Here is a 21,516-nt window from a genome sequence, read left to right as displayed (position 1 = left end):
CCACCCTTTGAGAGGAGCAGATATCTCGATGCGTGTAAGTGAACCTCCGCGGACCGGGCTGAGCTTCGACGATGTGCTGCTGGTGCCCCAGCGCACCCCGCTGACCAGCCGTCGCCAGGCCGACACCACCTCGGAGCTGCTGCCGGGCGTCGTCCTGCGCACGCCCGTCATCTCGGCGAACACCCAGTGGTGCACGGGCGACCGGATGGCCGTGGCCATGGCGTTGAACGGTGGCCTGGGCGTGCTCCACCGCATGCAGACGGTGGAGCAGCAGCTGGAGCACCTGAACACGGTCAAGGCCCACCGGCCGGAGGAGGGTTCGGCTGACCGGGCGACCCTCGCCGCCGACGGCCGACTGCTGGTCGGCGCCGCGGTGGGCGTCTCGGGCGACTGGCGGGAACGCGCCGAGCGCCTGGTCGAACACGCGGTGGACATCCTCTTCGTGGACGTCGCCCACGGCCACAGCGACCAGGTGATCGACGCGGTGGCAAAGCTGCGGGCCGCCTACCCACGGCTGCCGCTGGCCGCGGGAAACGTGGCGACGGCCGCGGGGGTCACAGACCTCGCGGAGGCCGGCGCCGATGTGGTGAAGGTGGGCATCGGCCCCGGCGGGGTGTGTACGACGCGGCTGGTGGCCGGGACCGGGGTCCCCCAGTTCACCGCGGTCATGGACTGCGCCGCCGCGGCGGCCGAGCGCGGGGTGCGGGTGATCGCGGACGGCGGCATCCGGCAGTCGGGCGATATCGCCAAGTCGCTGGCGGCCGGGGCACACGCGGTCATGCTGGGCTCCGCGCTGGCGGGGGCCGATGAGAGCGCGGCCAGCCCGGTGACCCGGGACGGACGCTCGTACAAGGTCAGCAACGGGTTCGTCTCCCTGGGCATGAAGCTGACGCTGCGCCACGCGGCCGGCGAGAAGATCACCCGGGAGGAGGTCGACGACTATGTGCCCGAGGGCACCGAGGCGACCTTCCCGGCCACCGGCCCGCTGGCCAGAACGCTGCGCCAGCTCATGGGCGGGGTGCAGTCGGCGATGAGCTATTCGGGGGCGCGGGACGTCACCGGTTTCCGGGAGCGCGCCGAGTTCATCCGGGTCACCTCCGCGGGCCGGGCGGAGAACCGTCCGCACGCACGCGAGCGCTCGGAACAGATCGACATCGACCATGTCACCCGGGCGGTGGGCAATGACTGACTCCGGCGCCACGGCGCGCCCCACGGTGGCCGGTGAGCAGCCCGGTATGTGGTCCCGCCAGGGGCCCTACCTCCTGGACTGGGCCTCCTTCGGGGAGCTGGTCGGTGACATCGCCGCGCAGCTCCGGGACGAGGACTTCCGGCCGGACGCGGTGCTGGCGGTGGCCCGTGGCGGGCTCACCCCGGCCGGCTTTCTCACCTGCGCCCTCGATGTGCCCGTCCAGCACACCATCCGCGTGCGCAGGACCGCGGACGACACCCGTTACGCCGCGAAACAGACGCCGGTCATCGACATGGGCACACCGCCCACGCTGGGCCCGGGAGACCGGGTGCTGGTGGTGGACGACATCGTCGGCACCGGCTCCACGGCCGAAGTGGTGCTGGCCTATCTGGCGGACGCCGGGGTGGCCCGGACCAATGTGCGCTTCGTCTCGGTGGTCCGCAACCACCAGTCGGGCTATGTGCCCGACTACTGTCCCGCGGTGATCGACGACTGGATCGTCTTCCCGTGGGAGACCGACCGGGAGTCCACCGCGGACTGCCGGCCGTTCCCCGCCACCGCACGGGAGGCGCGCCTATGACGGCCGGCGGGCCGCGGGGACTGCCCGGCCGCGGTCTCGTCCCGGTGGACAGCGCGGCCGAGCTGTCCCTCCCCGCCTGTTACGACGCGGTGGACCTGTACACCTGTGACGCCCCGCTCAGCAGCCGGGTGGAGGTGGCGCGCACCCTCGCCGAGTTCGAGCAGGCGCTGGGGACACGTCCGACGACGGTGTTCACAGGCGTCGTGGAGCGCCCGGGCGGCCGGGTGCTCGGCCACCCGTATCCGCGGGCGGTGCTGCTCGCCGCGCTCAACACCACCGAGGAGAAGCGCCTGGCGGAGATGTCCGACCGGCTGGCGGGCCCCGCACACCCCCTGCGTGAGGCCCAAGGAGGCGTTCTGCGCGAGGAGTTGGGCGATCTGCTGTACGCCCTGCCGATCCTCCAGCACCGCCCCGGCGACGCCGGCCCGTACATCACCGCGGGCGTGGGGGTGACCACCCGGCCCGACGGCAGCGGCGTCAACCTCGGCTTCTACCGCATCCAGGTGGTGGCGCCCGACGAGGTCCGGATCTTCCTGGACCCGCGCACCGACGGCCACCGCAATCTGCTGGCCTGGCTGGAGACCGGGCAGCCGATGCCCATCTCCGTGTTCCTGGGTGCGGATCCGGCCATCTGTGTGGTGGCGGCCTCACGGCTGCCCGCCGAGGGCGACGACTACGAGATCGCCTCCCGTCTGCTGGGGCGCCCGCTCGGGCTCGGCGGCAGCCCTCCGGTGCCGGACGACGCCACCCACGTCATCGAGGGACACGTCCTGGCCAGGGACGAAGTCGAGGGGCCGTTCGGCGAGTTCAAGGGCTATTACGCGGAGGCCCGGCGCAGCAATGTGATGACCGTCAGCAAGGTCACCGCCATGCCCGGGGCGCCGTTTCCCACCATCGTGGCGGGGGCCACCTCGGGTCTGACCCTGATGAGCTTCCAGAACGAGTATCTGATGTACGCGCACCTGCGTGGTCAAGGTCACCATGTGCGGTCGGTACGCTACTCGCTCAAGGCCAGGGGGGAGTTCGTGGCGTACATCGAGTCCGACGAGCCCAGCCAGGAGCTCGTCACGGAGGCGATGGCGTTCGATGTGCGCTCAAAGGTGATCATCTGTGGCCCGGACCTGTCGAACCCCGGGCAGGCGCTGGCCACCTACGGATTCACCACGCGGACGGAGCCGTACCGCCGCAAGGGGAAGGTGGAGGGGGAGCGGGTGGGCCTGGCCTTGGTCATTCCGCCCGAAGGGCGGCCCACCGAGTACTGAATGAGGACATGAGCATGAGCCGTTTCGACCGTGTGCTGCCCGCCGCCCTGTTGGTGGTGCCGGGGCCCGGCCGTACCGTGACCTTCGTCCACCAGCTCAAGGGGCCGTACGCCGGGAGCTGGCTGCTGCCGGGCGGGGGCATCGAGCCGGGTGAGGCGGCGGAGGAAGCGGCGCGGCGGGAGGCCCACGAGGAGACCGGCATCCTCGTGGACTCCTGCTCGCTCTTCGCCGTCTATGAGTTCACCGGCAAGTGGGATCAGGGCAACTACCACTTGCTGATGTTCGCCTGCCTCGCCGACCGCGCGTACGAGCTGCCCGAGGGCTTCTCTGGGCACAACGTGGGCGAGGTCCGGCAGGGCAGCGTCGACGACTTCCCGATGCACTCCACGGATCTGAAGATCCTCACCGACGCCGGGCTCGCGTCGTACGACCACGAGGTCATCGCGCGCGCCCTCGCCGAGGACGGCATCACCATGCGTGCGCACCGGGTGGATTCCACCGTCAGGTGCGGGTGACGCTGCGACACCGGTTCGCCTCCGGGGCGCCTCAGCCCCTGTCGACGGTCGACCACGCGGCGGTAGCCGCATATCGATCGCAGCCTCAGCCCCTCGTACCTCGGGGCCTCCGCGCGCTCTCCCTTTCGACAGGGTCGCGCCCCTTTGGCGCCGCGCGGACGAGAGCCGACGACAGGGCGTGACAGGTGCTCTGCGGGCATGCGATGGTCACCCGGGCCGCGCGCAGCCCATGGGCCAGGGCATCCCGCGGCGTCCGGCCGGCCACCAGGGCGGCGACGAAGGCCGAGGCCAGCGCGTCGCCTGCGCCCGTGTCATCGGTGCATACGCCCGGCTCGGCCGGGAGGTGTACCGGCCCGGGGGCGGTCGCGGCCGCCAGGGCCGCCCCGCGGGCGGCGTCGGTGACCACGACCGCCCCGGGGCCCCGGCGCATCAGCAGCTCGGCCTGCCCGGCGGGCCCGGTCGGCGCGCCGGGGTCCTGTCCCAGCAGCGCGCCCGCCTCCCCGGTGTTGAGGACCAGTACGTCGTAACGGGGCAGCAGATGGGCGCGCGGCCCGAAGTCGGCCTGCCGGGTGGGCAGGCAGCACACTGGGACCGCGTGCCGCCTGGCCTGCTGCGACACCCACACCAGCAGCTCCTCGTCGAGCCCGCCCTCCATCACCACCGCCCCCGCCGTGGCGATGCGCGCGGCCAGCTCCGGACCGCACAGCGCCTTTCCCAGGGCCGGGTCGGGGAGGGCGATACGCGAGGAGATCTGCGATCCGTGGGCGTCCAGCGTGACGTCGAACCGTCCGACGCCGTCGGCGACGCGCCGTACGTGGAGGGCGACGCCCAGCCGGGTCAGGGCGCCCTCCAGCTCGGCCGCGTCCGCGCCGAAACCGGACAGGCCGGTGAAGGTGACCGGGTGGCCGAGCCGGGCCGCGTTCGTGGCGACATTGCGGCCGACGCCGCCGTGGTGCCGCTCCATGGACCACACCGTTTCGCCGCGGCCCGCTCCGCGTTCGAGCAGCCCCGCGGCGAAAAACTTACGGTCCATCACCAGGGAACCGAGCACAAGAATGCCGGAGCACGGCACGGACCCGTCTTCTGCTGCCACCATGTCGAGCGATACCCCCCTGAGTTTCCGCACGATGTACGTCGTTGGTCACCCGTTGACCGGTTGACCCGTAAGGAAAGGTTTTTGACCCATGGGCAGGAAGAGCGACACCACTGATACCGCAGAAGCAGGGATTCCGGAATCCGATGAGCAAATGAGCCACGCATATTGGTGGCATTTCGCTTTAATTTACCTGTCGGGCGTCATGGCTGCCACCAGCATCGGCAGAATCACGCCCGTATCCATTGACCTCGAGAACGACTTGGGGCTCTCTCTGGGACAAGTCGGCCTGGTCGCCTCCTCGGTCACCGCGGTGGCCGCCGTGCTGGGGCTGGCGGTGAGTGTCGCGCTGCGCCCCCTGGACCCGAGACGGACGCTGATCGGCGGCCTGGTGGTGATGGGACTCGCGGGGCTGCTGGTCTCCCGGGCCGATGGGTTTCCGCTGCTGCTCGGCGGACGGCTGGTGGAGAGCATGGGCTATGTGGTCGTCGTGATCGCGGCCCCGGTGCTGATCCTGGGGCTCGGCGACGACGAGCGCCGCACGGTGGCGCTGGCGGTCTGGGGCACCTTCATGCCGGTGGGGCTCGCGCTGGGCGCGTTCGGCGGCGGGCTGCTGTCCGCGGGGTTCGGCTGGCGGACCTCGCTGGTGGTCGCCGCGGCGGCCACCCTCGCGGTGGCCGGTGCGGCGCTGTACCTCCCCGGGACCGGCGCCGGGCAGGCAGGACCGGAGCCGGAAGGGCCGGCCGACGGGGCGGTGGCAACGGAATCCCGTGTTGGGGATGGGGACGGCTCCGGTGATCGCTGGGCGCGCGCCCGCAGGCTGGCCCGCCCGGTCGCGCTCGGCGCCGGCTTCGCCACCATCAGCGCCACGATCGTCACCTTCGTCGCGCTGTACCCCACGTATCTGCACGACGAGTTCGACGTGCCCACCGCGGCGGCCGGAACGCTCACCGGAAGCGTGTCCTTCGCCGGGGTGGCGGGGGGCTTCGCGGCGAGTGTGCTGCTGCGCCGCGGGGCGCGCATGAAGTACCTTTTCACGGCTGCCCTGTTGATGCCGGTCGGCGCCTTCGCGGCGTTCGGTTCGACGGGCGGGCTGGGCATCTCGATGACCAGCGCGGTGCTGATCGCGGTCACCAACGAGTTGGTCGTCGCCACCGTCTTCGCGGCCCTCCCCCTCGTGGTGAGGACCAGCGCCGACGTCGGCATGGCCAACGGCCTGGTGGCCCAGCTCGGCAGCGTCGGATCGCTCGCGGGACCACCACTGGTGGGTCTGGTCGTCACGGCGGCGGACGGATGGTGGGCGGTGGGCCCGACGCTGCTGGTGGGGTGCGCGGTCGGCGTCGTGCTGCTGCGCGCCGCAGTGGGCAGGGGACAGCAGGCGTGACCGGTTCGGGCGGGAAGGGCGAGGAGCAGCATGACCATCAAGTACGTCGTCTTCGACTGGGCGGGGACACTCACTCCCTGGCATACGGTGGACGTGGCGGGCATCTGGCTGGAGACCGCGCGCGAGATCGACCCGGACGGCGCGCCGGACCTCGCCGAGCGGCTGTTCCAGGCCGAGCGGGAGCTGATGGCCCGCTGCCGGGACACGCAGGGCTCGGCCACCCTCGACGAGGTGTTCCGCGCGGTGGACGTAGTCCCGGACGGCAAGGCGATCGCGACCTACCGACGGGCCTGGGAGGAGCACACCTACCTCGACTCGGAGGGCGCGGAGCTGCTGCGCACCCTGCGCGAGCGGGATCTGGGGGTCGGGGTGCTCTCCAACACGCTGTGGTCGGCCGACTGGCACCATGAGATCTTCGAGCGGGACGGCGTCCACGACCTGATCGACGCCGCGGTCTACTCCAGCGAAGTGCCCTGGACGAAGCCCAATCCACTCATCTTCGAGCTGATCGCCGAGCGGCTGGGCGCCGAGGACCCCGGCGCGTGCGCGTTCGTCGGCGACCGGCTCTTCGAGGACATCTACGGTGCGCGGCAGGCCCGTATGCGCACCATCTGGGTGCCCCACAGCACAATCCCCGAGGAAGAGCGCGGATCGGACTCGGCGGAGCCGGATGCCACCGCGCACACCCTCAAGGACGTGTTGACGGTGCTCGACTCCTGGGCGGCGCAGCGGCCCATCAGCTGACCGCCACCGTCCGGGGCAGGTCGCGGTCGGTGCGCATGGGGCCCAGCATGAGGAGCAGCCAGCTGGGCGCGAACAGGGCCGTCATGATCCACATGGCGGGGCGGAGCCCGACGACATCGCCGAGGAGTCCGCCGAGCAGGGAGCCGAGCGGAATGGTGCAGTGGTTGAGGACCATGGCCGTCGCGACGACCCGCCCCAGCAGATGGGGCGGGCAGTAGCTCTGCCGGAAGCTGCCCACCACCACGTTGCACGCGACGATTCCCAGCCCCACCATGAACGCACCGATCGCGAAGAACGGCAGACCGGCCCCCGGTGCGGTCAGTGGCAGGAGCAGTACGAAAGGGCTGGTGAGCGCCAGCAGGAGCAGCGTCCCTCGGGCCGTCCCGAAGCGTCGGCCGATGGGGCCGGCCAGCGCGGCGCCCAGGATCCCGCCGAGGCTGCCGACCATGATCAGGACACCGACGGTGGCGGGGGTCGCGTGGACCGTGCGCACCAGGAACGCGACCTGGACCGCCTGATATCCCATCAGCGCCAGGTTGGCCACGGCCCCGAACGTCACCATCGGCCGCAGATAGCGGTCGCGGGCGACGAAGCCGAAACCCTCGCGTATCTGCCGACGCAGCGTGACTTCGGGGGCGGGGGCCTCCGGGTCCGGTTCACGGACCCGCAGCAGGGCCAGGCACACGCTGGAGACGACGAAGGTCATCGCGTCGATCAGCAGCCCGAGGACGGCACCGAATGCCTGCGCGACCAGGCCGGCGGCTCCGCGGCCGACCACCTGGGTGCCGGACTCGCTGCCCTGGAGTTTCGCGTTTCCCTCGAGCAGGTCGCGGCCGTGGAGCACGACGGGTATGTACGCGTGGTACGCGGTGCTGAAGAACACCGAAGCCACTCCGCACATCAAGGCCACCACCAGCAGATGGGGATAGGTGAGCGCGTCCAGCCAGGCGGCGAGGGGGACGCTCGCGTACATGACGGCCGAGACGAGATTGCAGGCGATCATGACGGGCCGCTTGCGGAGCCGGTCCACCCACGCGCCGGCCGGTAGCCCGATCACCAGCCACGGCAGCCAGACGGCCGCGGTGAGCAGGCCGATGGCGAAGGTGTCGGCCCGTAGCACCACCACCGCTATCAGGGGCAGTGCCACCATGGTGATGCTGTTGCCGAGGCCACTGGCGGTCTCGCCCGTCCACAGCAGCCGGAAGTCCCGTTGCCTGAGCACCCCGAAGCGGCGGCGCTCGACGACCTCGGCCTGGCTCGTCGTGTCCATGCTCGCGAATCATGCCACGCGGGGCCGTGGTCGAGGCTCGCCCTTTTCGCCGCCGCGGGGCGGCTGAGCAGGTGTCAGAGGTTCCACTCGCGGTCGGTGGCCCATTTCTCGAGGGTGCGCCAGCCGACCTCGGGGTAGTCCCGGCGCAGTCCGTCGATGTCCACGTCCAGCCCGGTCTCCTGGAAGTAGCGGAACATGGCGGCCAGGTCGCCGGAGTAGCTCTCGGCGACCGTCAGCGGCACCTCTCGGTGGCGGATCTCGCGACCGCTCGCGGCGCCGATCGCGGCGGCGATCTGCTCGGGTGTCCGCCACTGCGCGGCGATGTCGATCCGGCGCCCGCCGAACTCCGCGGGGCGGTTCAGCGCCAGGGCCGCGAAGGCGCCGATGTCCCTCGCGGCGATCAGCGGCAGCGGGCGCCCGGGTGGCATGGGCAGCGCGAAGACACCCTCGCGGAGCGATTCCATGGTCCAGCCGTTCGCATAGTTCTCCATGAAGACACCGGGGCCGATCACGGTCCATGTCACATCGAGGGTGGCCAGGTGTCGCTCGATCCGCCACTTGCTCTCGAAGTGCGGGATGCCCGTGGAACGGTCGGCGTTGGCGGCGGAGGTGAACACGATGTGCCGCACCCCGACGGCGACCGCCGCGTCCAGCAGGGCGGTCCCCTGGCGAACCTCGGCGGAGAGGTCGCTGCCGAACGGTGTGGACATCGCGAAGAGCGCTCCGGTGTCGGCGAGCGCGGTGGCCAGGGATGCCTCGTCGTCGAAGTCGGCCCGGACCACCTCCGCACCGAGAGCGCGCAGTTCGGCGGCGGCGGGTGTGGCGGGGTCGCGGGTGAGCGCGCGGACCGGACGGCCGAGCTGGAGCAGTGCGCGGGCCGCGGCGCCGCCTTGGGCACCGGTGGCGCCGGACACGGCCACCGGGAGAGAGGTATTCATCTGCGTCATGCAGAGAACGTACGACACAATGACTGCGTGACGCAAATATTTACCCGGCGAACCGTCGAGTGAGGGGCGGCGACTAGGATGTCTGCGTGACGCAGCGGACACGGGGCACTTCGGCCGCGCCCCGCACGGAGACGCGCCGCACGGAGACGCGGCACAACGACACAGAGGCGCGGGAGGCCCTGCCGATGGCACGCGAAGACCTGATGACAGAGCTGGGGTCGGCGTCCCGGCGCTATATGGCCTCGTACATCCTGTTCAACCAGGCGGTGGCGGACCACCTGGGGATGCACCCCACCGATCTGCAGTGTCTCAACCTCCTCACGCTCGAGGACCGTCCCGTCACCACCGGGCGGATCGCCGAACTGACCGGGCTGACCAGCGGTTCGGCCACCCGGCTGGTCGACCGGCTGGAGAAGGCGGGCCAGGTCACCCGCCGCCGGGACGAGCAGGACCGGCGGCGGGTCCTGGTGGAGGTGGTGCCCGGAGCGATGGAACGGTTCGGCGCCGTGTGGCGGGAGCTGGGCGCGGGCTGGGAGGAACTGTTCCACGAGGACAGCGAGGCCGATCTCGCCGTGCTGCTGCGCCATATGCGCAGAACCACCGAACTGGCGCGCCACCAGATGGCCCGGCTCGCCGAGCGGTCCGCCGCACACTGACCCGGCCGGGCCGCGAACCCTGGGCGCTTCCTCTGTCTGACGGTTGCCGCGAACCGGGGGCGATGGCCCGGCATCAACTGCGTAAGATCGTCAACGAATTTGGCGGTCTGACCCGTCCGGCCCGGCGTCGGGCGCGGGAAGCCGTCCCACGGCGTCCCGCACCCGACGCGCCGCCCGCTCGCCCGGTGGGCCCGCACCGGGCAGCACACACGCCGGGCGAGCGGCCCGTGGCCGAGACGAGGAGGAACGCGCGTGAGCCGACAGCCGCAGGACGACCAGGTCGCGGCGGCCGCCGCGGCGCTCAAGGCCGCGGGCATCGCCGACACCGACGCCGCGCGCCACACGCCCCTGTCCGGCGGCACCTACAACACCGTGGTACGCGTCGACCTCGACAACCACCGGCAGTGGGTGGTGAAGGTCCCTCCGCCCCCGGAGACCCCCCGACTCGGCTACGAGCACGAACTCCTGCGGGGCGAAGTGCTCTTCTACACTTCGGCGGCCACGGCGGTGGACATCCCGGTCCCCGAGGTCGTACACAGCGAACTCGATCCGCACGCGGCCGGCGGGCCCTATCTGATCAGCACCCTGCGCCCCGGCACACCATGGCATGAGATCTCCGGGACGATCCCGGACGGCGAGCGCCGTCGGCTCAGGGAAGAGCTCGGGCGGCTGGTGGCCCGCCTCCACACCGTGGCCGGAACCGGCTTCGGCTACCCCGCCGAGCCCTTCGGCCCGCCGGCGGCGAGCTGGCGGCAGGCCTTCACGGGGATGACGGACGCGATACTCGACGACGCCGAGCGCTACCGTGCCGCGCTGCCCGTGCCAGTGGCCCGCGTCAGGAGGCTGTTCGCCGCGGTGGCGGGCGTACTCGACGACGTGGTCACGCCCGCCCTGGTGCATTTCGACCTATGGGAGGGAAACCTGCTGCTCGACGGCGAGGCGGGGGCCCGAACGCTCAGCGGCGTCATCGACGGCGAGCGGATGTTCTGGGGCGATCCGGTGGCCGATTTCGTCTCGCTGGCGCTGCTGGGAAACGTGGAGGACGACGCGGACTTCCTGTCCGGGTACGCCGCGGTCGCCGGTCCGCCGCGCTTCGACGACTCCGTACGGCTGCGCCTGGCGCTCTACCGCGCCTATCTCTATCTGATCATGCTGGTCGAGGCGGTGCCCCGCGGCTATTCACCCGAGGAGTCGGCCCGTACCCAGCAGCGTGTGACACCGCATCTCCTGGCGGCCCTGCGGGACATGGAGGCGGCCGGCGGGTGATCTCGGCGTGGTTCGACTACGCCACGGAGTGGGGTCCGATCGCTTCGCGATCGTGAGACGGCGGAGCGGGTCCGGCCCGGCATACCGCGGCGCCGCCCCAGGTGCGACGCTGAGAGGAGACGCCACTCCTTGGCGACCACGCACCCGGGAGGAGGGCCCCGAGATGACGAACCACACCCCCGAGCAGGGCGCCGGAACCCGCCCGAGCACCCTGGACACGCAGAGCGAGGAGGAGCGGCTGCGGCTGCTGGAGACGCATGTGCAGACCCTGGCGGACGCGGTCCGGGCGCTCGCGCAGGGCCTGGAGAACATTCCGACGCAGGACGACGCCCTGGCGGCGGAGGCGGCGGCGCGCGGCGCCCGGCTGGCCCATGAGCTGCTGCTCTCGCAGGGCCTGTAAGCACCGGGCGGCGCCGGCGCGCCCGTCGTTCCGGAAGGCGGCAACCTATCGGGCCGGGGCGGCGACGTAGAGCCGGAGGCCAGGACGGACCGGTGAAGGGATGGGCCCAGTGAAGGTCAACAAAGCCGTGACGGTGCTGCTCGGCGCGGTGTCCCTGGCGGCGGTGGGCGCGCCGCGGGCATTACCCGCGGCGCCCGCCGCCGCCGCGGCACGGCAGATCGTCGTGGCCCCGGGCGGGCACGACACCGGCGCGGGCAGCCTGGAGGACCCGCTGGCCACCATCCAGGCGGCGGTGGACCGAAGCGGGCCCGGAGATACCATCGCGGTCCGCGGCGGCGTCTACGAGCTGACCGACAACATCACGATCGCCACCTCCGGTACGGCGGGCAGCCCCATCACGCTGACCAACTACTCCGGTGAGCACGTCGTCATCGACGGCGAGCGGCTGCCCGCCAGCCACACCCCGGTCGGCGGCTCCATCCCCCGGGCCGAGCGCGGGGCCATCCACCAGGAGGCCTCGTACTGGCGGATCCGGGGTCTGGAGATCGTCCACGGGCCGTACGGGATCTACTGCGCCGGCTGCAACGACAACGAGTTCACCGGGCTGACCACGCGCGACAACTACGAGTCCGGTTTCCAGCTCCAGGGCGCCTCCAGCCGCAACCTGATCGCGAACCTCGACTCGTACGGCAACCGCGACCCGCGCAAGAACGGCGAGAGCGCCGACGGCCTGGCCGTCAAGGAGGGTCAGGGCGAGGGCAATCGGGTCCGCGGGGCCAGGCTGTGGAACAACGCGGACGACGGCTTCGACGCCTGGGAGTTCACCTCCCCCATCGCCATCGAGAACACGATCGCGTACGGCAACGGGTTCAACCGGTGGAACTTCCCCGACTTCACCGGTGACGGCAACGGCTTCAAGATGGGCGGCGGTGGCGATGTGGACCCGCCCGCCGACCATTCGCTGCGCAACGCCATCGCCTTCGGCAACGCGGCGCACGGCGTCACGGACAACGGCAACCCGGGCGCCCTCGCCATCTCCCGCACCACCACCTACCGCAACGGCGGCAGCGGCTTCCGGACGGACCGGTCGCGCGCCACGCTCACCGCGAACCTCTCGCTGCTGGACACCGATCCGGTCCAGCTCGGCAGCTCCACCTCGAAGGGCAACTCCTGGGACCTGGGCGGGGTGTGGAACGAGGGCTCGGTGCTGAGCACCGACCAGGCGAAGATCACCGGTTCCCGCGCGGCGGACGGCTCGATCCCGTCCTCGACCTTCCTCGTCCCCCGCGACGGCTCGGCCCTCGGCGCCCGCTTCTGACGCCACACGGGGCAGGCCCCGTGTGCCCCCGTCTCAGCGAGCCGGGAGACAGGGCCGGTTAGTCCGGTTCGGAGCGGGGGACGTGTGTCCTTGACGGACGGGCCCAGACCGCGCGATGCGGCGCCAGGACGGGATACGCATGGGATACGGGGCACGCAAGATCGAGCGAGCGGCGGCCCCGGACGGCTGCCCGGTACGGCGGGGGCCCGACGGGGTCTGGCAGGTGCGCGGATACGCGGAGGCCCGCGCCGTGTTGCGCAGCACCGGCACCGTACAGGCCGGTCTGGGCATCGAGACCGTGGAGAAGCTGCCGTCGGGGCTCCGGCGGCCGGTGCTGTACCGGGACGGCCCCGAACACCGGGAACACCGGCGGCAGACTGCTCGGTTCTTCACGCCTCGCCGCGTCGACGAGCGGTACCGCGAGGTCATGGTCCGGGTCGCGGAGGCGCAGCTCGACAAGGTCCGCGCCGCGGGGCGGGCACATCTGGCCGATCTGAGTTTCCATCTGGCGATCGAGGTGGCCGCGTCCGTCATCGGTCTGACGGAGAGCCGGCCCGGCATCCGGCGCCGGCTGGAGCGCTTCTTCCCCGAGAAGTTCGGGACGCCGGGGCTGACCAGCCTGCACGGTATCCACTGGCTGCTGCGGCAGAACGTGAACTGGTTGCGGGTCTATCTGGCCGACGTACGCCCGGCCGTGCGGGCTCGCCGCAGACAGCGCCGGGACGATCTGATCTCCCATCTGCTCGACGAAGGGTGTTCGGCCGGGGAGATCCTGGGCGAGTGTCTGACCTTCGCCGCGGCGGGCATGGTCACCACCCGGGAGTTCGTCAATGTCGCGGCCTGGCATCTGTTCACCGACGACGCGCTGCTCGGGCGGTACCGGGCCGCGGACGAGCCCGGCCGGATCGCGATCCTGCACGAGATCCTGCGGCTGGAGCCGGTCATCGGCCGGCTGCGCCGCCGTACCACCGCCGCGCTGGAACTGCCCGGCGACGACGGTGTGGTGACGGTGCCGTCCGGGGCGCTGGTCGATGTGGACCTGGAGAGCGCCAATGTCGACGCCCGTACGGTGGGCGAGCGGCCGGAGCTGATCCGCCCCGGCCGCCCCCTGGCCGAGGGCGCCGGGGCGGCCGGTCTGGCCTTCGGCGACGGCCCGCACAAGTGCCCCGGTGCCCATATCGCGATCCTGGAGACCGATATCTTCCTCAGCAGGCTGTTCGCGCTGCCCGGCATCCGGATGGCGGCCCCGCCCGGGGTCGGTTTCAAGGACGAGATCGGCGGCTACGAGCTCCGCGGCTGCACCGTCGAGTGCCGGATGTGAAACCGGCCCCGCCTCGATACCGGGGTCAGCTGAGCGACGCGCTCTCCAGCACCGCGTCGACCTCCTGCTGCTCCTGTGGCCCGGTGGGCTGGGCGATCCCGAGGAGGTAGGACGAGCCGCCGTCCCGCGCGGTCATGAGGGTCAGGCGCAGATGGCCCGTGCCGCCTTCGCCGTCGCTCACCTTCAACGCCACCGTGTACGCGGGGCGGTCGCTCACCGTGGTGGCCCGCGACTCCTCGATGCTCGATCGCCCGTCCGGGTAGAAGTACTCGGCGTTCGACCGGGCCGCGTCCTCCGTCTGCTCCTTCAGCTGGGACTTGGGCACGCTCCCAGCCCGCCCGGCCAGCACGACACTGCCGCCCTCTTCGCCGCCGGTGGACTTCATGGTGATCGACGAGGTGAAGGCGTCCACCAGGTCGCCCTTCTTGTTGCGCTGCCAGCCCTCGGGTATCGCGTACGAGATTCCTGCCGCGTCGTCCGTCACCCGCGGCCGGTCGGCCAGCGAGGAGCCGTCCTCGTCCCGCGTCAGCCACCAGGCGGTGACGGCCCCGCCGACGAGCACCAGGACCGACACCACAACGGCCACCATGGTCCGGCGGTTTCTGGGTCGGGCGACGGCCTGGGGCGCGGGCGGCACACCCCCACCCGGAGGGACGGACGGCGGGCCGGTAAGGGGTGGCGTGGTCATGCGCGCCATCATGTCAGTCCCAAGATCGGCTCCCGGCCGGTCGTGTGCACAGACCGCCGACAAAGAGGTCGAGGACAACGTCCGGCCAAGGTCTTGCCAATGCTTCGGCAAGCGTTGACAAGGTTGCGCAATGGTGACGACCATGAAACATGTCGTTCATCTGCACCACTCCGTCGCACCAGGAGCGGAGCCCCCATGGCCCCCACCCTCACTGATGTGGCCAAGCGCGCCAATGTCGCGCTGTCCACCGCCTCTCGCGCATTCAGCGACCCCAACCGGCTCGGACCGCAGACCTTGCGCAAGGTACTGACCGTTGCGCAAGAGCTCGGCTACGAATCGTCCGTTGTCCGCACCGCCGAGCCGGCCGACGGCGCGGGGACCGCCACGGTCGCCGTCGTCGTGCCCGATATCGCCAACCCCGTATTCGGCGCCTTCGTCAAGGCCGCGCAGGGCGAGGGCTGGCGCCGCGGGCAGACCGTCGTGCTCGCCGACACCGACTTCGACCCCGACCACGAGCGCGAAGTCCTCGCCCATCTGCGCGAGCAGGCCGACGGGTTGATCGTGTGCTCGCCCCGGCTCGACGCGGACGAGGTCCTGGACATCTGCGGCCGTACGCCCGCCGTGCTGGTCAACCGCGAGACGACCGGCGCCGACTGTGTGCTCGCCGACACCGCCGAGGGCATGCGCCAGGCCGTCGAGTATCTGGCCGCGCTCGGCCATCGGCGGATCGCCTATGTCCAGGGCATGCAGCGCTCCTGGTCCAACGCCCAACGCGTGGAGTTGATCCGCGCCGAGGCCGGGCGGGCCGGTCTCGAGCTGACGCTGCTGGGCTGGCAGTCCGAGACGGTGGCGGGCGGGACCGCGGCGGCGGCCGGTGTGCTGGCCTCGGGCGCATCCGCCGTCATCGCGCACAACGACCTGGTGGCGCTCGGGGTGATTTCCGGCGCGCGGGCGCTGGGGGTGAGTGTCCCCGAGGATCTGAGCGTGGTGGGGGTCGACGACATCCCGTTCGCGGAGGTCTCACAGCCGTCCTTGACGAGCATCTCGGTGCCGATGGTGCGGGCCGGTGCGCTCAGCCTGGAGCTGCTGGGGAAGGCCATCGGGGGTGAGCGGCAGACCCCGCGGACGCTCCGCCTGCCGACCCAGCTCATCGTGCGCGGCTCGACCGGCGCGGCCCGTACCCGCCCCGCCGAGCACGGCGCCACGACTGACGGCCCCATGGCCGGAAAGGGCGGGACATGAGGGCCGACACATTGACCGTGGTGGTGATCGACGCCAATCTCGACCCGCTGCGTGCCGAGTTCGAGGCCGCGCTGCCGGACGGGGTGTCCGTCAGCTGGCCGGACGCCCGGGACACCGCGGCCGTCGAGGCCGCCGTGAAGGGGGCGGATGTGCTGGTGTCGGGGAAGTGCGATGGCCGGATGGCCGCGATCGCCACCCGGCTCCGGCTGGTCCACGCGGCCGGCGCCGGCACGGACGGGATCGACATCGCCTCGCTGGCCCCCGGAACCCAGGTGGCCAACACCTTCCACCACGAGGACTCGATCGCCGAGTACGCCGTGTCAGCGGCCATTTTGCTGCGGCGCGGCTTTCTGCGGCAGCACGACGCGCTGCGCCGTGGGCAGTGGCACTCCCCCGCGTACGACCCGGGCTCCCCGTGGGTGGACACACTGGGCGCGGCGACGGTCGGGTTCGTCGGCTTCGGGCATATCGGCGCCCGCTGCTGGCAGCGGTTCCGGGCGTTCGGCGCGCGGGGCGTGGCGGTCACCAGGCGCGGTGAGGTGGACGCGGCGGCCGAGGGGCTGGCCTGGTCCGGGACCATCGCCGACCTCGGCTCGCTGCTGGAGAGCTCCGATGTGGTGGTGGTGTCGGCCCCGCTGGCCCCCGAGACCACGGGGCTGATCGGCGCGGCCGAGCTGTCCCGGATGCGCCCATCGGCGGTGCTGGTCAACGTCGGCCGTGGCCCGGTCGTGGACGAGGACGCGCTCTACCGGACCTTGAGCGAGCGCGCGATCGGCGGGGCCGCGCTCGACGTCTGGTACCGCTACCCGGCCGGCGGACACTCCGCGGCCCCCGGCAACCATCCCTTCGAGACGCTGGACAACGTACTGATGACACCCCACTCCTCCGGCCTGACCCGCGAGACCTTCGCGCGCCGGGCCGATGACATCGCCGCCAACATCGGCCGGCTGGCCGCGGGCGAGCCGCTGCACAACGTCGTGGCGGTGGCCCCATGAGCCGGCCGGCACCCACGACCGACACCATCGTCGCGGTCGATGTGCTCGTGACCAGCCCGGGCCGCAACTTCGTCGCGCTCAAGGTCACCACCGCACAGGGCCTGGTCGGCTGGGGCGACGCCACGCTCAACGGCCGCGAGCTCGCCGTCGCGTCGTATCTGCGCGACCATGTGGCGCCGCTGCTGATCGGCCGGGACCCGGCGCGGATCGAGGACACCTGGCAGTTCCTCTACCGCGGGGCGTACTGGCGGCGCGGTCCGGTGACCATGACGTCCATCGGCGCGGTGGACCTCGCGCTGTGGGACATCAAGGGGAAGGCCACCGGCCAGCCGGTGTACCAGCTGCTGGGCGGCGCGGTGCGCGACGGGATCCTGACGTATACCCATGCCTCCGGCTGGGAGATCCCCCAGCTGCTCGACGCGGTCGACGAGCGGCGCGAACAGGGCTTTCTCGCGGTGCGCGCGCAGAGCGGCATCCCCGGTCTTGCCACGGTGTACGGGGTGAGCAGCGGCGAAGCGGGGTACGAGCCGGCCGACCGTGGCGCGGCCCCTGCGGTGGAGGTCTGGGACACCGACTCCTATCTGCGGCATGCCCCGCGTGTTCTCACGACGGTACGCGAACACGTGGGCCCCGAGCTGAAGTTGCTGCACGACGCCCACCACCGGCTCACTCCAGGCCAAGCGGCCCGGCTCGGCCGCGCGCTGGAGGAGGTGGACCTCTACTGGCTGGAGGATGTCACCCCCGCGGAGAACCAGGAGGTGCTGCGGCACGTCCGGCACCACACCACCGTTCCGCTGGCGATCGGCGAGGTGTTCAACACCGTCTGGGAGTGCCAGACGCTGATCACCGAGCAGCTGATCGACTTCGTACGGACCTGTGTGACCCACGCGGGCGGGATCAGCCATCTGCGGCGGATCGCGGCGCTCGCCGAGATCTGGCAGGTGCGGCTCGGCCCGCACGGTCCCTCGGATGTCTCGCCGGTGGCCCTCGCGGCATCGCTGCATATGGGCCTGGCGACGCCGAACTTCGCCATCCAGGAGTACATGGGCTATGAGCCGCTCGTGCACGAGGTGTTCCGGCATGCGTGGAGCTACGCCGACGGACATCTGTACCCCGGCGACCAGCCCGGGCTCGGGGTCGAGGTCGACGAGGCGCTGGCCGCCCGGTTCCCGTACGAGCCTGCCTATCTGCCTATCGCGCGGCGCCGCGACGGCTCGATGACGGACTGGTGACGATGCCGACGACCACCGTGCCCCGCCTCGGCCGCGCGACCGTTCCCCCGGCCGCACTGACCCTCGCGCGGCCACCCGCCGAGACCGGCATCGTGCACCTCGGCCTCGGTAACTTCCACCGCGCCCACCAGGCCGTGCACACCGCGGCGGCGCTGGCCCGCGCCGACGGCCCCTGGGGCATCCTCGGGGTCGCCGGCCGCTCCACCGGCGTGGTCCGGGCGATGCGCGAACAGGATCTGCGCTACGCGGTCGTGGAGATCTCCCCAGGCCGCACCCGGGTCACCGTCCCCGCCGTGCACACCGGGGCGCTGGTGGCCGCGGAGCAGCCGGACGCCGTGCTCGACGCGCTGGCCGCGCCCGGTACGGCCGTCATCACCCTGACGGTCACCGAGCACGGGTACACCTTCTCCCCGCGCACCCACGGCCTGGACCTGGACGCACCCGCGGTACGGGCCGATCTGCGCGGCGACGCGCCGCCGCGCACCACCATCGGGCGGATCGTGCGCGGGCTGCAGCGTCGCAGCCGGGCCCACGCCCGGCCGGTGACCGTCCTGAGCTGCGACAACCTGGTCGGAAACGGTGAGCTGACGAGGCGGCTGGTGCGCGAGTTCATTGAGGCGCTTCCGGCGGCCGAACGCGACGGCATGGTGCCGTGGTTGGAGAGCTCGGTGGCGTTTCCGGGCTCCATGGTGGACCGGATCGTCCCCGCCACCACGGACGCCTACCGCGAGGCGGTGGCGGCCCACCTCGGGGTGCGGGATGCCGTACCGGTGCCGGCCGAACCGTTCTCCATGTGGGTGATGGAGGACCGCTTCGCCGCCGGACGCCCGAGTTGGGAGCTGGCGGGGGCGCTGTTCACGGACGACGTCGAGCCGTACGAACTGCTCAAGCTCCGGCTGCTCAACGGCACCCACTCGCTCATCGCCTATCTGGGCGCTCTGGACGGGCGGGACACCATTCCGGACGCGATCGCCCGGCCGTTCATCGCCGAGGCGGCACGGAGCGTGCTGCACAACGAGTATCTGCCGAGCCTCACCGTGCCCGCCGATATCGATCTCGACGACTACGTCCGCCGGCTGTTCGACCGCTGGGCCAACTCGGCGCTGGGCCACCGCACCCGGCAGGTCGGCTCGGACGGTTCGGTCAAGCTGCGGCAGCGGGTGCCAGAACCCGCCCTGCTCCAGTTGCACGGCGGGCGGATGCCACACCATCTGGCGCTGACCGTGGCCGCGTATCTGTGCTGTGTGGCGCCCCGGCACGGTTTCTCGCCGGGCCCGCACGCCACCGCCATGGTGGATCCGGCCCGGGACACGCTCGCCGCGATCGCCGGCCGACCCCGTACCTCATCCGGGGCGCCCTTCGTCGAGGCCGTTCTGGACAGCGGGCTGCTCGGCGACGGCCTGCCCGAGTACCCCGCGTTCGCGGCCCGGGTCGCCGAACTCATCGACGTCATCGTGCGATTCGGTCCGGCCGCCGCGGCAGCAGACGCCCTGAGGGCCACCTCCCCTGTCGAAACGGCCGCCCGCCCCGGCGCCTAGGGCCGTCCTCTCTCACCTTCTCGGGTAGCCGGGTCCCCGCCCGGCCCCGCCCTGTCCCCACCCCCCTCACCTTGCCTTGCCCTGCCCTGAAACCGCTCCGGAAATCGATCCGTTCAAGGAGGCATGGATCATGGACAACACCGCGCGCACCACCGCGCCCCCGCCCACCCCAGCCACAACCGCCCCGCCCGGGGAGCCGCCCGCCGACCCGGGCGCGGTCCGGCGTGCCGCGTGGGCCGGTCTGATCGGCACCGCGCTGGAACAGTACGACTTCGTCATCTACGGCACGGCCTCGGCCCTGATCTTCAGCGATCTCTTCTTCCCCAATGTCTCGGCCTCCGTCGGCATCCTCGCCAGCTTCAGCACCTACGCCGTCGGCTTCGCCGCCCGGCCGCTGGGCGGGCTCTTCTTCTCCCGCTACGGGGACCGGCTCGGCCGCAAGTGGGTGCTGGTCGCGACGCTGCTGCTGATGGGCGGATCCACGCTGGCCATCGGTCTGCTGCCGACGTACGGCCAAGTGGGCCTGCTCGCCCCGATCCTGCTGCTGCTCTGCCGGATGGCCCAGGGCTTCGGCGCGGGCGCCGAACAGTCCGGAGGCGCCACCCTGCTCACCGAGACGGCGGCCACCGGGCGACGCGGAAGACTGGCCTCCCTCGTGATGACCGGCGCCGCGCTGGGCACCGCCCTCGGGGCCGTGGCCTGGATCCTCGCCCAGCGGCTGTCCGACGACGCCCTGATGAGCTGGGGCTGGCGGCTCGTCTTCGGCAGCAGCCTCGTGGTCACCGTGGTCGCCATGGTCTTCCGGCGCAAGCTCACCGAGAGCCCCGTCTTCACGGAGCTGAAGCAGCAGCATGAGCGCCCCGCGTCCCCGGTGAAGGAGGTCTTCAAGCACGGCAGGAAGCCGACGCTCCTGGTGCTCTTCATGAACTTCGGCATCAGCACCCAGTCGTACACCTACCAGGTGTTCATGGCCTCGTACCTGGTGTCCTCGGTGGGCGTCGACAAGGACTTCGTCCCTGAGGTGCTGCTGCTGGGCGCCCTGTGCGGCGGCGTCGCGGCGGTGTGCTTCGGCACGCTCTCGGACCGCTTCGGGCGGCGCCCGGTGTACTCCCTGATCGTCGGCGCCCTGGTGCTGCTGCCGACCCCCACCTTCGTCGCGCTGAACTCCGGCTCCAAGGTCGCGATCACCGTGGCCGTCGTCATCGGCTTCATCCTGGCCTGTCAGGGGGCCGTCGGGGTGCAGATGAGCTACTTCCCCGAACTGTTCGGAAACCGCTACCGCTACGCCGGGGTCACCCTCGGCCGGGAGTTCTCCTCCGTGATCGGCGGCGGGGTCGCGCCCCTGATCTGCACCGCGCTGGTCAGCGCCTTCTCGGGGTCCTGGATACCGGTGGCCGCCTATATGTCGCTGGTCGCCGCGGTCAGCCTGATCGCCACCCGGATGGCGCCGGAGACGGTCGACCGCGATCTCAACGCTCCCACCGACAGCACCCATCCGGCCGGGGCCGCCCCGGCACAGCCCGCACACAGGTAGGACTCACCTTCCCGACAGGTTCACCGGCTAGCGTCCCGGTCCGTGGATGCCATGGACGACGCCCTGGCGCAGGCGGCGGTGCGCGCCCTGATCGCGCAGGCGGAGCTCACCCCCAAGCCCGGCCTCGCCGACGCCCGCGATCTGCGGGCCCGGACGACCGGCGCGGATCTGCTGACGCTGCGCTGGTCGGCCAAGGCGCTGACGCCCGCGTTCGCGGCCATCGCGGCGGGGGGCCCCCCCCCCCCCCGGGGGCCGGCGGGGGGGGCGCGCGGGGGGGGGGGGGGGGGCGCCGGGGGCCCCGGGGGAAAGAGACCCGGCCCCGGGCGGCCCCCCCCCCGGCCC

21 protein-coding genes are annotated in these 21,516 nt (G+C 71.8%); 17 read left to right on the top strand and 4 right to left on the bottom strand.

Going from position 1 to position 21,516, the window contains the following annotated elements; genetic code table 11:
- Nucleotides 1-28 precede the first annotated feature (28 nt).
- The 4 genes from ACH4U7_RS02675 to ACH4U7_RS02660 are packed head-to-tail and all read left to right on the top strand — an operon-like array spanning nucleotide 29 to nucleotide 3,546.
- A complete protein-coding gene (locus ACH4U7_RS02675) occupies nucleotides 29-1,189 on the top strand; it encodes an IMP dehydrogenase (RefSeq protein WP_398526198.1) in 1,161 nt (386 codons plus the stop codon).
- Entirely contained in the window at nucleotides 1,182-1,769 is a 588-nt protein-coding gene (locus tag ACH4U7_RS02670; protein WP_398526197.1) for a phosphoribosyltransferase, read from the top strand. The genes ACH4U7_RS02675 and ACH4U7_RS02670 overlap by 8 nt, the downstream gene beginning before the upstream one ends.
- On the top strand, nucleotides 1,766-3,031 hold the full coding sequence (locus tag ACH4U7_RS02665; RefSeq protein WP_398526196.1) for a UbiD family decarboxylase: 1,266 nt from the start codon (nucleotides 1,766-1,768) through the stop codon (nucleotides 3,029-3,031). The genes ACH4U7_RS02670 and ACH4U7_RS02665 overlap by 4 nt, the downstream gene beginning before the upstream one ends.
- Before the next feature lie 14 nt (nucleotides 3,032-3,045).
- Nucleotides 3,046-3,546 (top strand): NUDIX hydrolase, encoded by a 501-nt coding sequence (locus ACH4U7_RS02660; RefSeq protein WP_398526195.1) that lies wholly within the window; start codon nucleotides 3,046-3,048, stop codon nucleotides 3,544-3,546.
- 85 nt (nucleotides 3,547-3,631) lie between these two features.
- Here ACH4U7_RS02660 and ACH4U7_RS02655 read toward each other — a convergent pair whose 3' ends face one another.
- Nucleotides 3,632-4,642 (bottom strand): carbohydrate kinase family protein, encoded by a 1,011-nt coding sequence (locus ACH4U7_RS02655; RefSeq protein WP_398526194.1) that lies wholly within the window; start codon nucleotides 4,640-4,642, stop codon nucleotides 3,632-3,634.
- Between the two features lie 88 nt (nucleotides 4,643-4,730).
- Here ACH4U7_RS02655 and ACH4U7_RS02650 point away from each other — a divergent pair, with 88 nt between their 5' ends.
- Nucleotides 4,731-6,023 (top strand): CynX/NimT family MFS transporter, encoded by a 1,293-nt coding sequence (locus ACH4U7_RS02650; RefSeq protein ID WP_398526193.1) that lies wholly within the window; start codon nucleotides 4,731-4,733, stop codon nucleotides 6,021-6,023.
- 30 nt (nucleotides 6,024-6,053) lie between these two features.
- Entirely contained in the window at nucleotides 6,054-6,767 is a 714-nt protein-coding gene (locus ACH4U7_RS02645; RefSeq protein WP_398526192.1) for an HAD family hydrolase, read from the top strand.
- Here ACH4U7_RS02645 and ACH4U7_RS02640 read toward each other — a convergent pair.
- On the bottom strand, nucleotides 6,760-8,037 hold the full coding sequence (locus ACH4U7_RS02640) for an MFS transporter (RefSeq protein WP_398526191.1): 1,278 nt from the start codon (nucleotides 8,035-8,037) through the stop codon (nucleotides 6,760-6,762). The genes ACH4U7_RS02645 and ACH4U7_RS02640 overlap by 8 nt on opposite strands.
- 74 nt (nucleotides 8,038-8,111) lie before the next feature.
- Complete coding sequence (locus ACH4U7_RS02635) at nucleotides 8,112-8,984, bottom strand: NmrA/HSCARG family protein (RefSeq protein ID WP_398526190.1); 873 nt, start codon at nucleotides 8,982-8,984, stop codon at nucleotides 8,112-8,114.
- Between the two features lie 185 nt (nucleotides 8,985-9,169).
- Between ACH4U7_RS02635 and ACH4U7_RS02630 the strand changes: the two genes are divergently transcribed.
- The 5 genes from ACH4U7_RS02630 to ACH4U7_RS02610 all read left to right on the top strand — a co-directional run bounded on the left by ACH4U7_RS02630 (nucleotide 9,170) and on the right by ACH4U7_RS02610 (nucleotide 13,945).
- Nucleotides 9,170-9,640, top strand: a complete 471-nt coding sequence (locus ACH4U7_RS02630; RefSeq protein ID WP_398526446.1) for a MarR family winged helix-turn-helix transcriptional regulator — start codon at nucleotides 9,170-9,172, stop codon at nucleotides 9,638-9,640.
- A 252-nt stretch (nucleotides 9,641-9,892) separates the two neighbouring features.
- The gene (locus tag ACH4U7_RS02625; RefSeq protein ID WP_398526189.1) at nucleotides 9,893-10,906 is read left to right on the top strand and encodes a phosphotransferase family protein; all 1,014 of its coding nucleotides are present in this window, start codon (nucleotides 9,893-9,895) and stop codon (nucleotides 10,904-10,906) included.
- A 163-nt stretch (nucleotides 10,907-11,069) separates the two neighbouring features.
- Complete coding sequence (locus ACH4U7_RS02620; RefSeq protein WP_398526188.1) at nucleotides 11,070-11,306, top strand: hypothetical protein; 237 nt, start codon at nucleotides 11,070-11,072, stop codon at nucleotides 11,304-11,306.
- A gap of 109 nt (nucleotides 11,307-11,415) precedes the next feature.
- Nucleotides 11,416-12,624 (top strand): right-handed parallel beta-helix repeat-containing protein, encoded by a 1,209-nt coding sequence (locus ACH4U7_RS02615; RefSeq protein ID WP_398526187.1) that lies wholly within the window; start codon nucleotides 11,416-11,418, stop codon nucleotides 12,622-12,624.
- Between the two features lie 139 nt (nucleotides 12,625-12,763).
- Nucleotides 12,764-13,945 carry a cytochrome P450 gene (locus ACH4U7_RS02610; RefSeq protein ID WP_398526186.1) on the top strand — a complete coding sequence of 394 codons (1,182 nt, stop codon included), beginning with the start codon at nucleotides 12,764-12,766 and terminating at the stop codon, nucleotides 13,943-13,945.
- Between the two features lie 25 nt (nucleotides 13,946-13,970).
- Here ACH4U7_RS02610 and ACH4U7_RS02605 read toward each other — a convergent pair whose 3' ends face one another.
- On the bottom strand, nucleotides 13,971-14,633 hold the full coding sequence (locus tag ACH4U7_RS02605; protein ID WP_398526185.1) for a hypothetical protein: 663 nt from the start codon (nucleotides 14,631-14,633) through the stop codon (nucleotides 13,971-13,973).
- Between the two features lie 195 nt (nucleotides 14,634-14,828).
- Here ACH4U7_RS02605 and ACH4U7_RS02600 point away from each other — a divergent pair, with 195 nt between their 5' ends.
- The 6 genes from ACH4U7_RS02600 to ACH4U7_RS02575 all read left to right on the top strand — a co-directional run.
- A complete protein-coding gene (locus ACH4U7_RS02600) occupies nucleotides 14,829-15,875 on the top strand; it encodes a LacI family DNA-binding transcriptional regulator (protein ID WP_398526184.1) in 1,047 nt (348 codons plus the stop codon).
- A complete protein-coding gene (locus ACH4U7_RS02595; protein ID WP_398526183.1) occupies nucleotides 15,872-16,870 on the top strand; it encodes a 2-hydroxyacid dehydrogenase in 999 nt (332 codons plus the stop codon). Before ACH4U7_RS02600 ends, ACH4U7_RS02595 begins: the two co-directional genes overlap by 4 nt.
- Nucleotides 16,867-18,102 carry a D-mannonate dehydratase ManD gene (gene manD, locus ACH4U7_RS02590; RefSeq protein ID WP_398526182.1) on the top strand — a complete coding sequence of 412 codons (1,236 nt, stop codon included), beginning with the start codon at nucleotides 16,867-16,869 and terminating at the stop codon, nucleotides 18,100-18,102. The genes ACH4U7_RS02595 and manD overlap by 4 nt, the downstream gene beginning before the upstream one ends.
- A 2-nt stretch (nucleotides 18,103-18,104) precedes the next feature.
- Nucleotides 18,105-19,640, top strand: a complete 1,536-nt coding sequence (locus ACH4U7_RS02585) for a mannitol dehydrogenase family protein (RefSeq protein WP_398526181.1) — start codon at nucleotides 18,105-18,107, stop codon at nucleotides 19,638-19,640.
- 130 nt (nucleotides 19,641-19,770) lie between these two features.
- A complete protein-coding gene (locus ACH4U7_RS02580) occupies nucleotides 19,771-21,174 on the top strand; it encodes an MFS transporter (protein ID WP_398526180.1) in 1,404 nt (467 codons plus the stop codon).
- 51 nt (nucleotides 21,175-21,225) lie between these two features.
- A partial coding sequence (locus ACH4U7_RS02575) for a triphosphoribosyl-dephospho-CoA synthase (RefSeq protein ID WP_398526445.1) occupies nucleotides 21,226-21,516 on the top strand: 291 nt, incomplete at its 3' end.

It is taken from the genome of Streptomyces sp. NPDC020845 (genome assembly GCF_044334165.1).
Taxonomy (GTDB): Bacteria; Actinomycetota; Actinomycetes; order Streptomycetales; family Streptomycetaceae; genus Streptomyces.
The sequence above is the reverse complement of the archived record's forward strand: the minus strand, read 5'-3'. Positions and strand labels throughout refer to the sequence as shown.

Coding starts and splice junctions, on each gene's coding strand:
- ACH4U7_RS02675 (WP_398526198.1), top strand. CDS start 29: ATGCGTGTAAGTGAACCTCCGCGGACCGGGCTGAGCTTCGACGATGTG.
- ACH4U7_RS02670 (WP_398526197.1), top strand. CDS start 1,182: ATGACTGACTCCGGCGCCACGGCGCGCCCCACGGTGGCCGGTGAGCAG.
- ACH4U7_RS02665 (WP_398526196.1), top strand. CDS start 1,766: ATGACGGCCGGCGGGCCGCGGGGACTGCCCGGCCGCGGTCTCGTCCCG.
- ACH4U7_RS02660 (WP_398526195.1), top strand. CDS start 3,046: ATGAGCCGTTTCGACCGTGTGCTGCCCGCCGCCCTGTTGGTGGTGCCG.
- ACH4U7_RS02655 (WP_398526194.1), bottom strand. CDS start 4,642: ATGGTGGCAGCAGAAGACGGGTCCGTGCCGTGCTCCGGCATTCTTGTG.
- ACH4U7_RS02650 (WP_398526193.1), top strand. CDS start 4,731: ATGGGCAGGAAGAGCGACACCACTGATACCGCAGAAGCAGGGATTCCG.
- ACH4U7_RS02645 (WP_398526192.1), top strand. CDS start 6,054: ATGACCATCAAGTACGTCGTCTTCGACTGGGCGGGGACACTCACTCCC.
- ACH4U7_RS02640 (WP_398526191.1), bottom strand. CDS start 8,037: ATGGACACGACGAGCCAGGCCGAGGTCGTCGAGCGCCGCCGCTTCGGG.
- ACH4U7_RS02635 (WP_398526190.1), bottom strand. CDS start 8,984: ATGACGCAGATGAATACCTCTCTCCCGGTGGCCGTGTCCGGCGCCACC.
- ACH4U7_RS02630 (WP_398526446.1), top strand. CDS start 9,170: ATGGCACGCGAAGACCTGATGACAGAGCTGGGGTCGGCGTCCCGGCGC.
- ACH4U7_RS02620 (WP_398526188.1), top strand. CDS start 11,070: ATGACGAACCACACCCCCGAGCAGGGCGCCGGAACCCGCCCGAGCACC.
- ACH4U7_RS02610 (WP_398526186.1), top strand. CDS start 12,764: ATGGGATACGGGGCACGCAAGATCGAGCGAGCGGCGGCCCCGGACGGC.
- ACH4U7_RS02605 (WP_398526185.1), bottom strand. CDS start 14,633: ATGACCACGCCACCCCTTACCGGCCCGCCGTCCGTCCCTCCGGGTGGG.
- ACH4U7_RS02600 (WP_398526184.1), top strand. CDS start 14,829: ATGGCCCCCACCCTCACTGATGTGGCCAAGCGCGCCAATGTCGCGCTG.
- ACH4U7_RS02595 (WP_398526183.1), top strand. CDS start 15,872: ATGAGGGCCGACACATTGACCGTGGTGGTGATCGACGCCAATCTCGAC.
- manD (WP_398526182.1), top strand. CDS start 16,867: ATGAGCCGGCCGGCACCCACGACCGACACCATCGTCGCGGTCGATGTG.
- ACH4U7_RS02585 (WP_398526181.1), top strand. CDS start 18,105: ATGCCGACGACCACCGTGCCCCGCCTCGGCCGCGCGACCGTTCCCCCG.
- ACH4U7_RS02580 (WP_398526180.1), top strand. CDS start 19,771: ATGGACAACACCGCGCGCACCACCGCGCCCCCGCCCACCCCAGCCACA.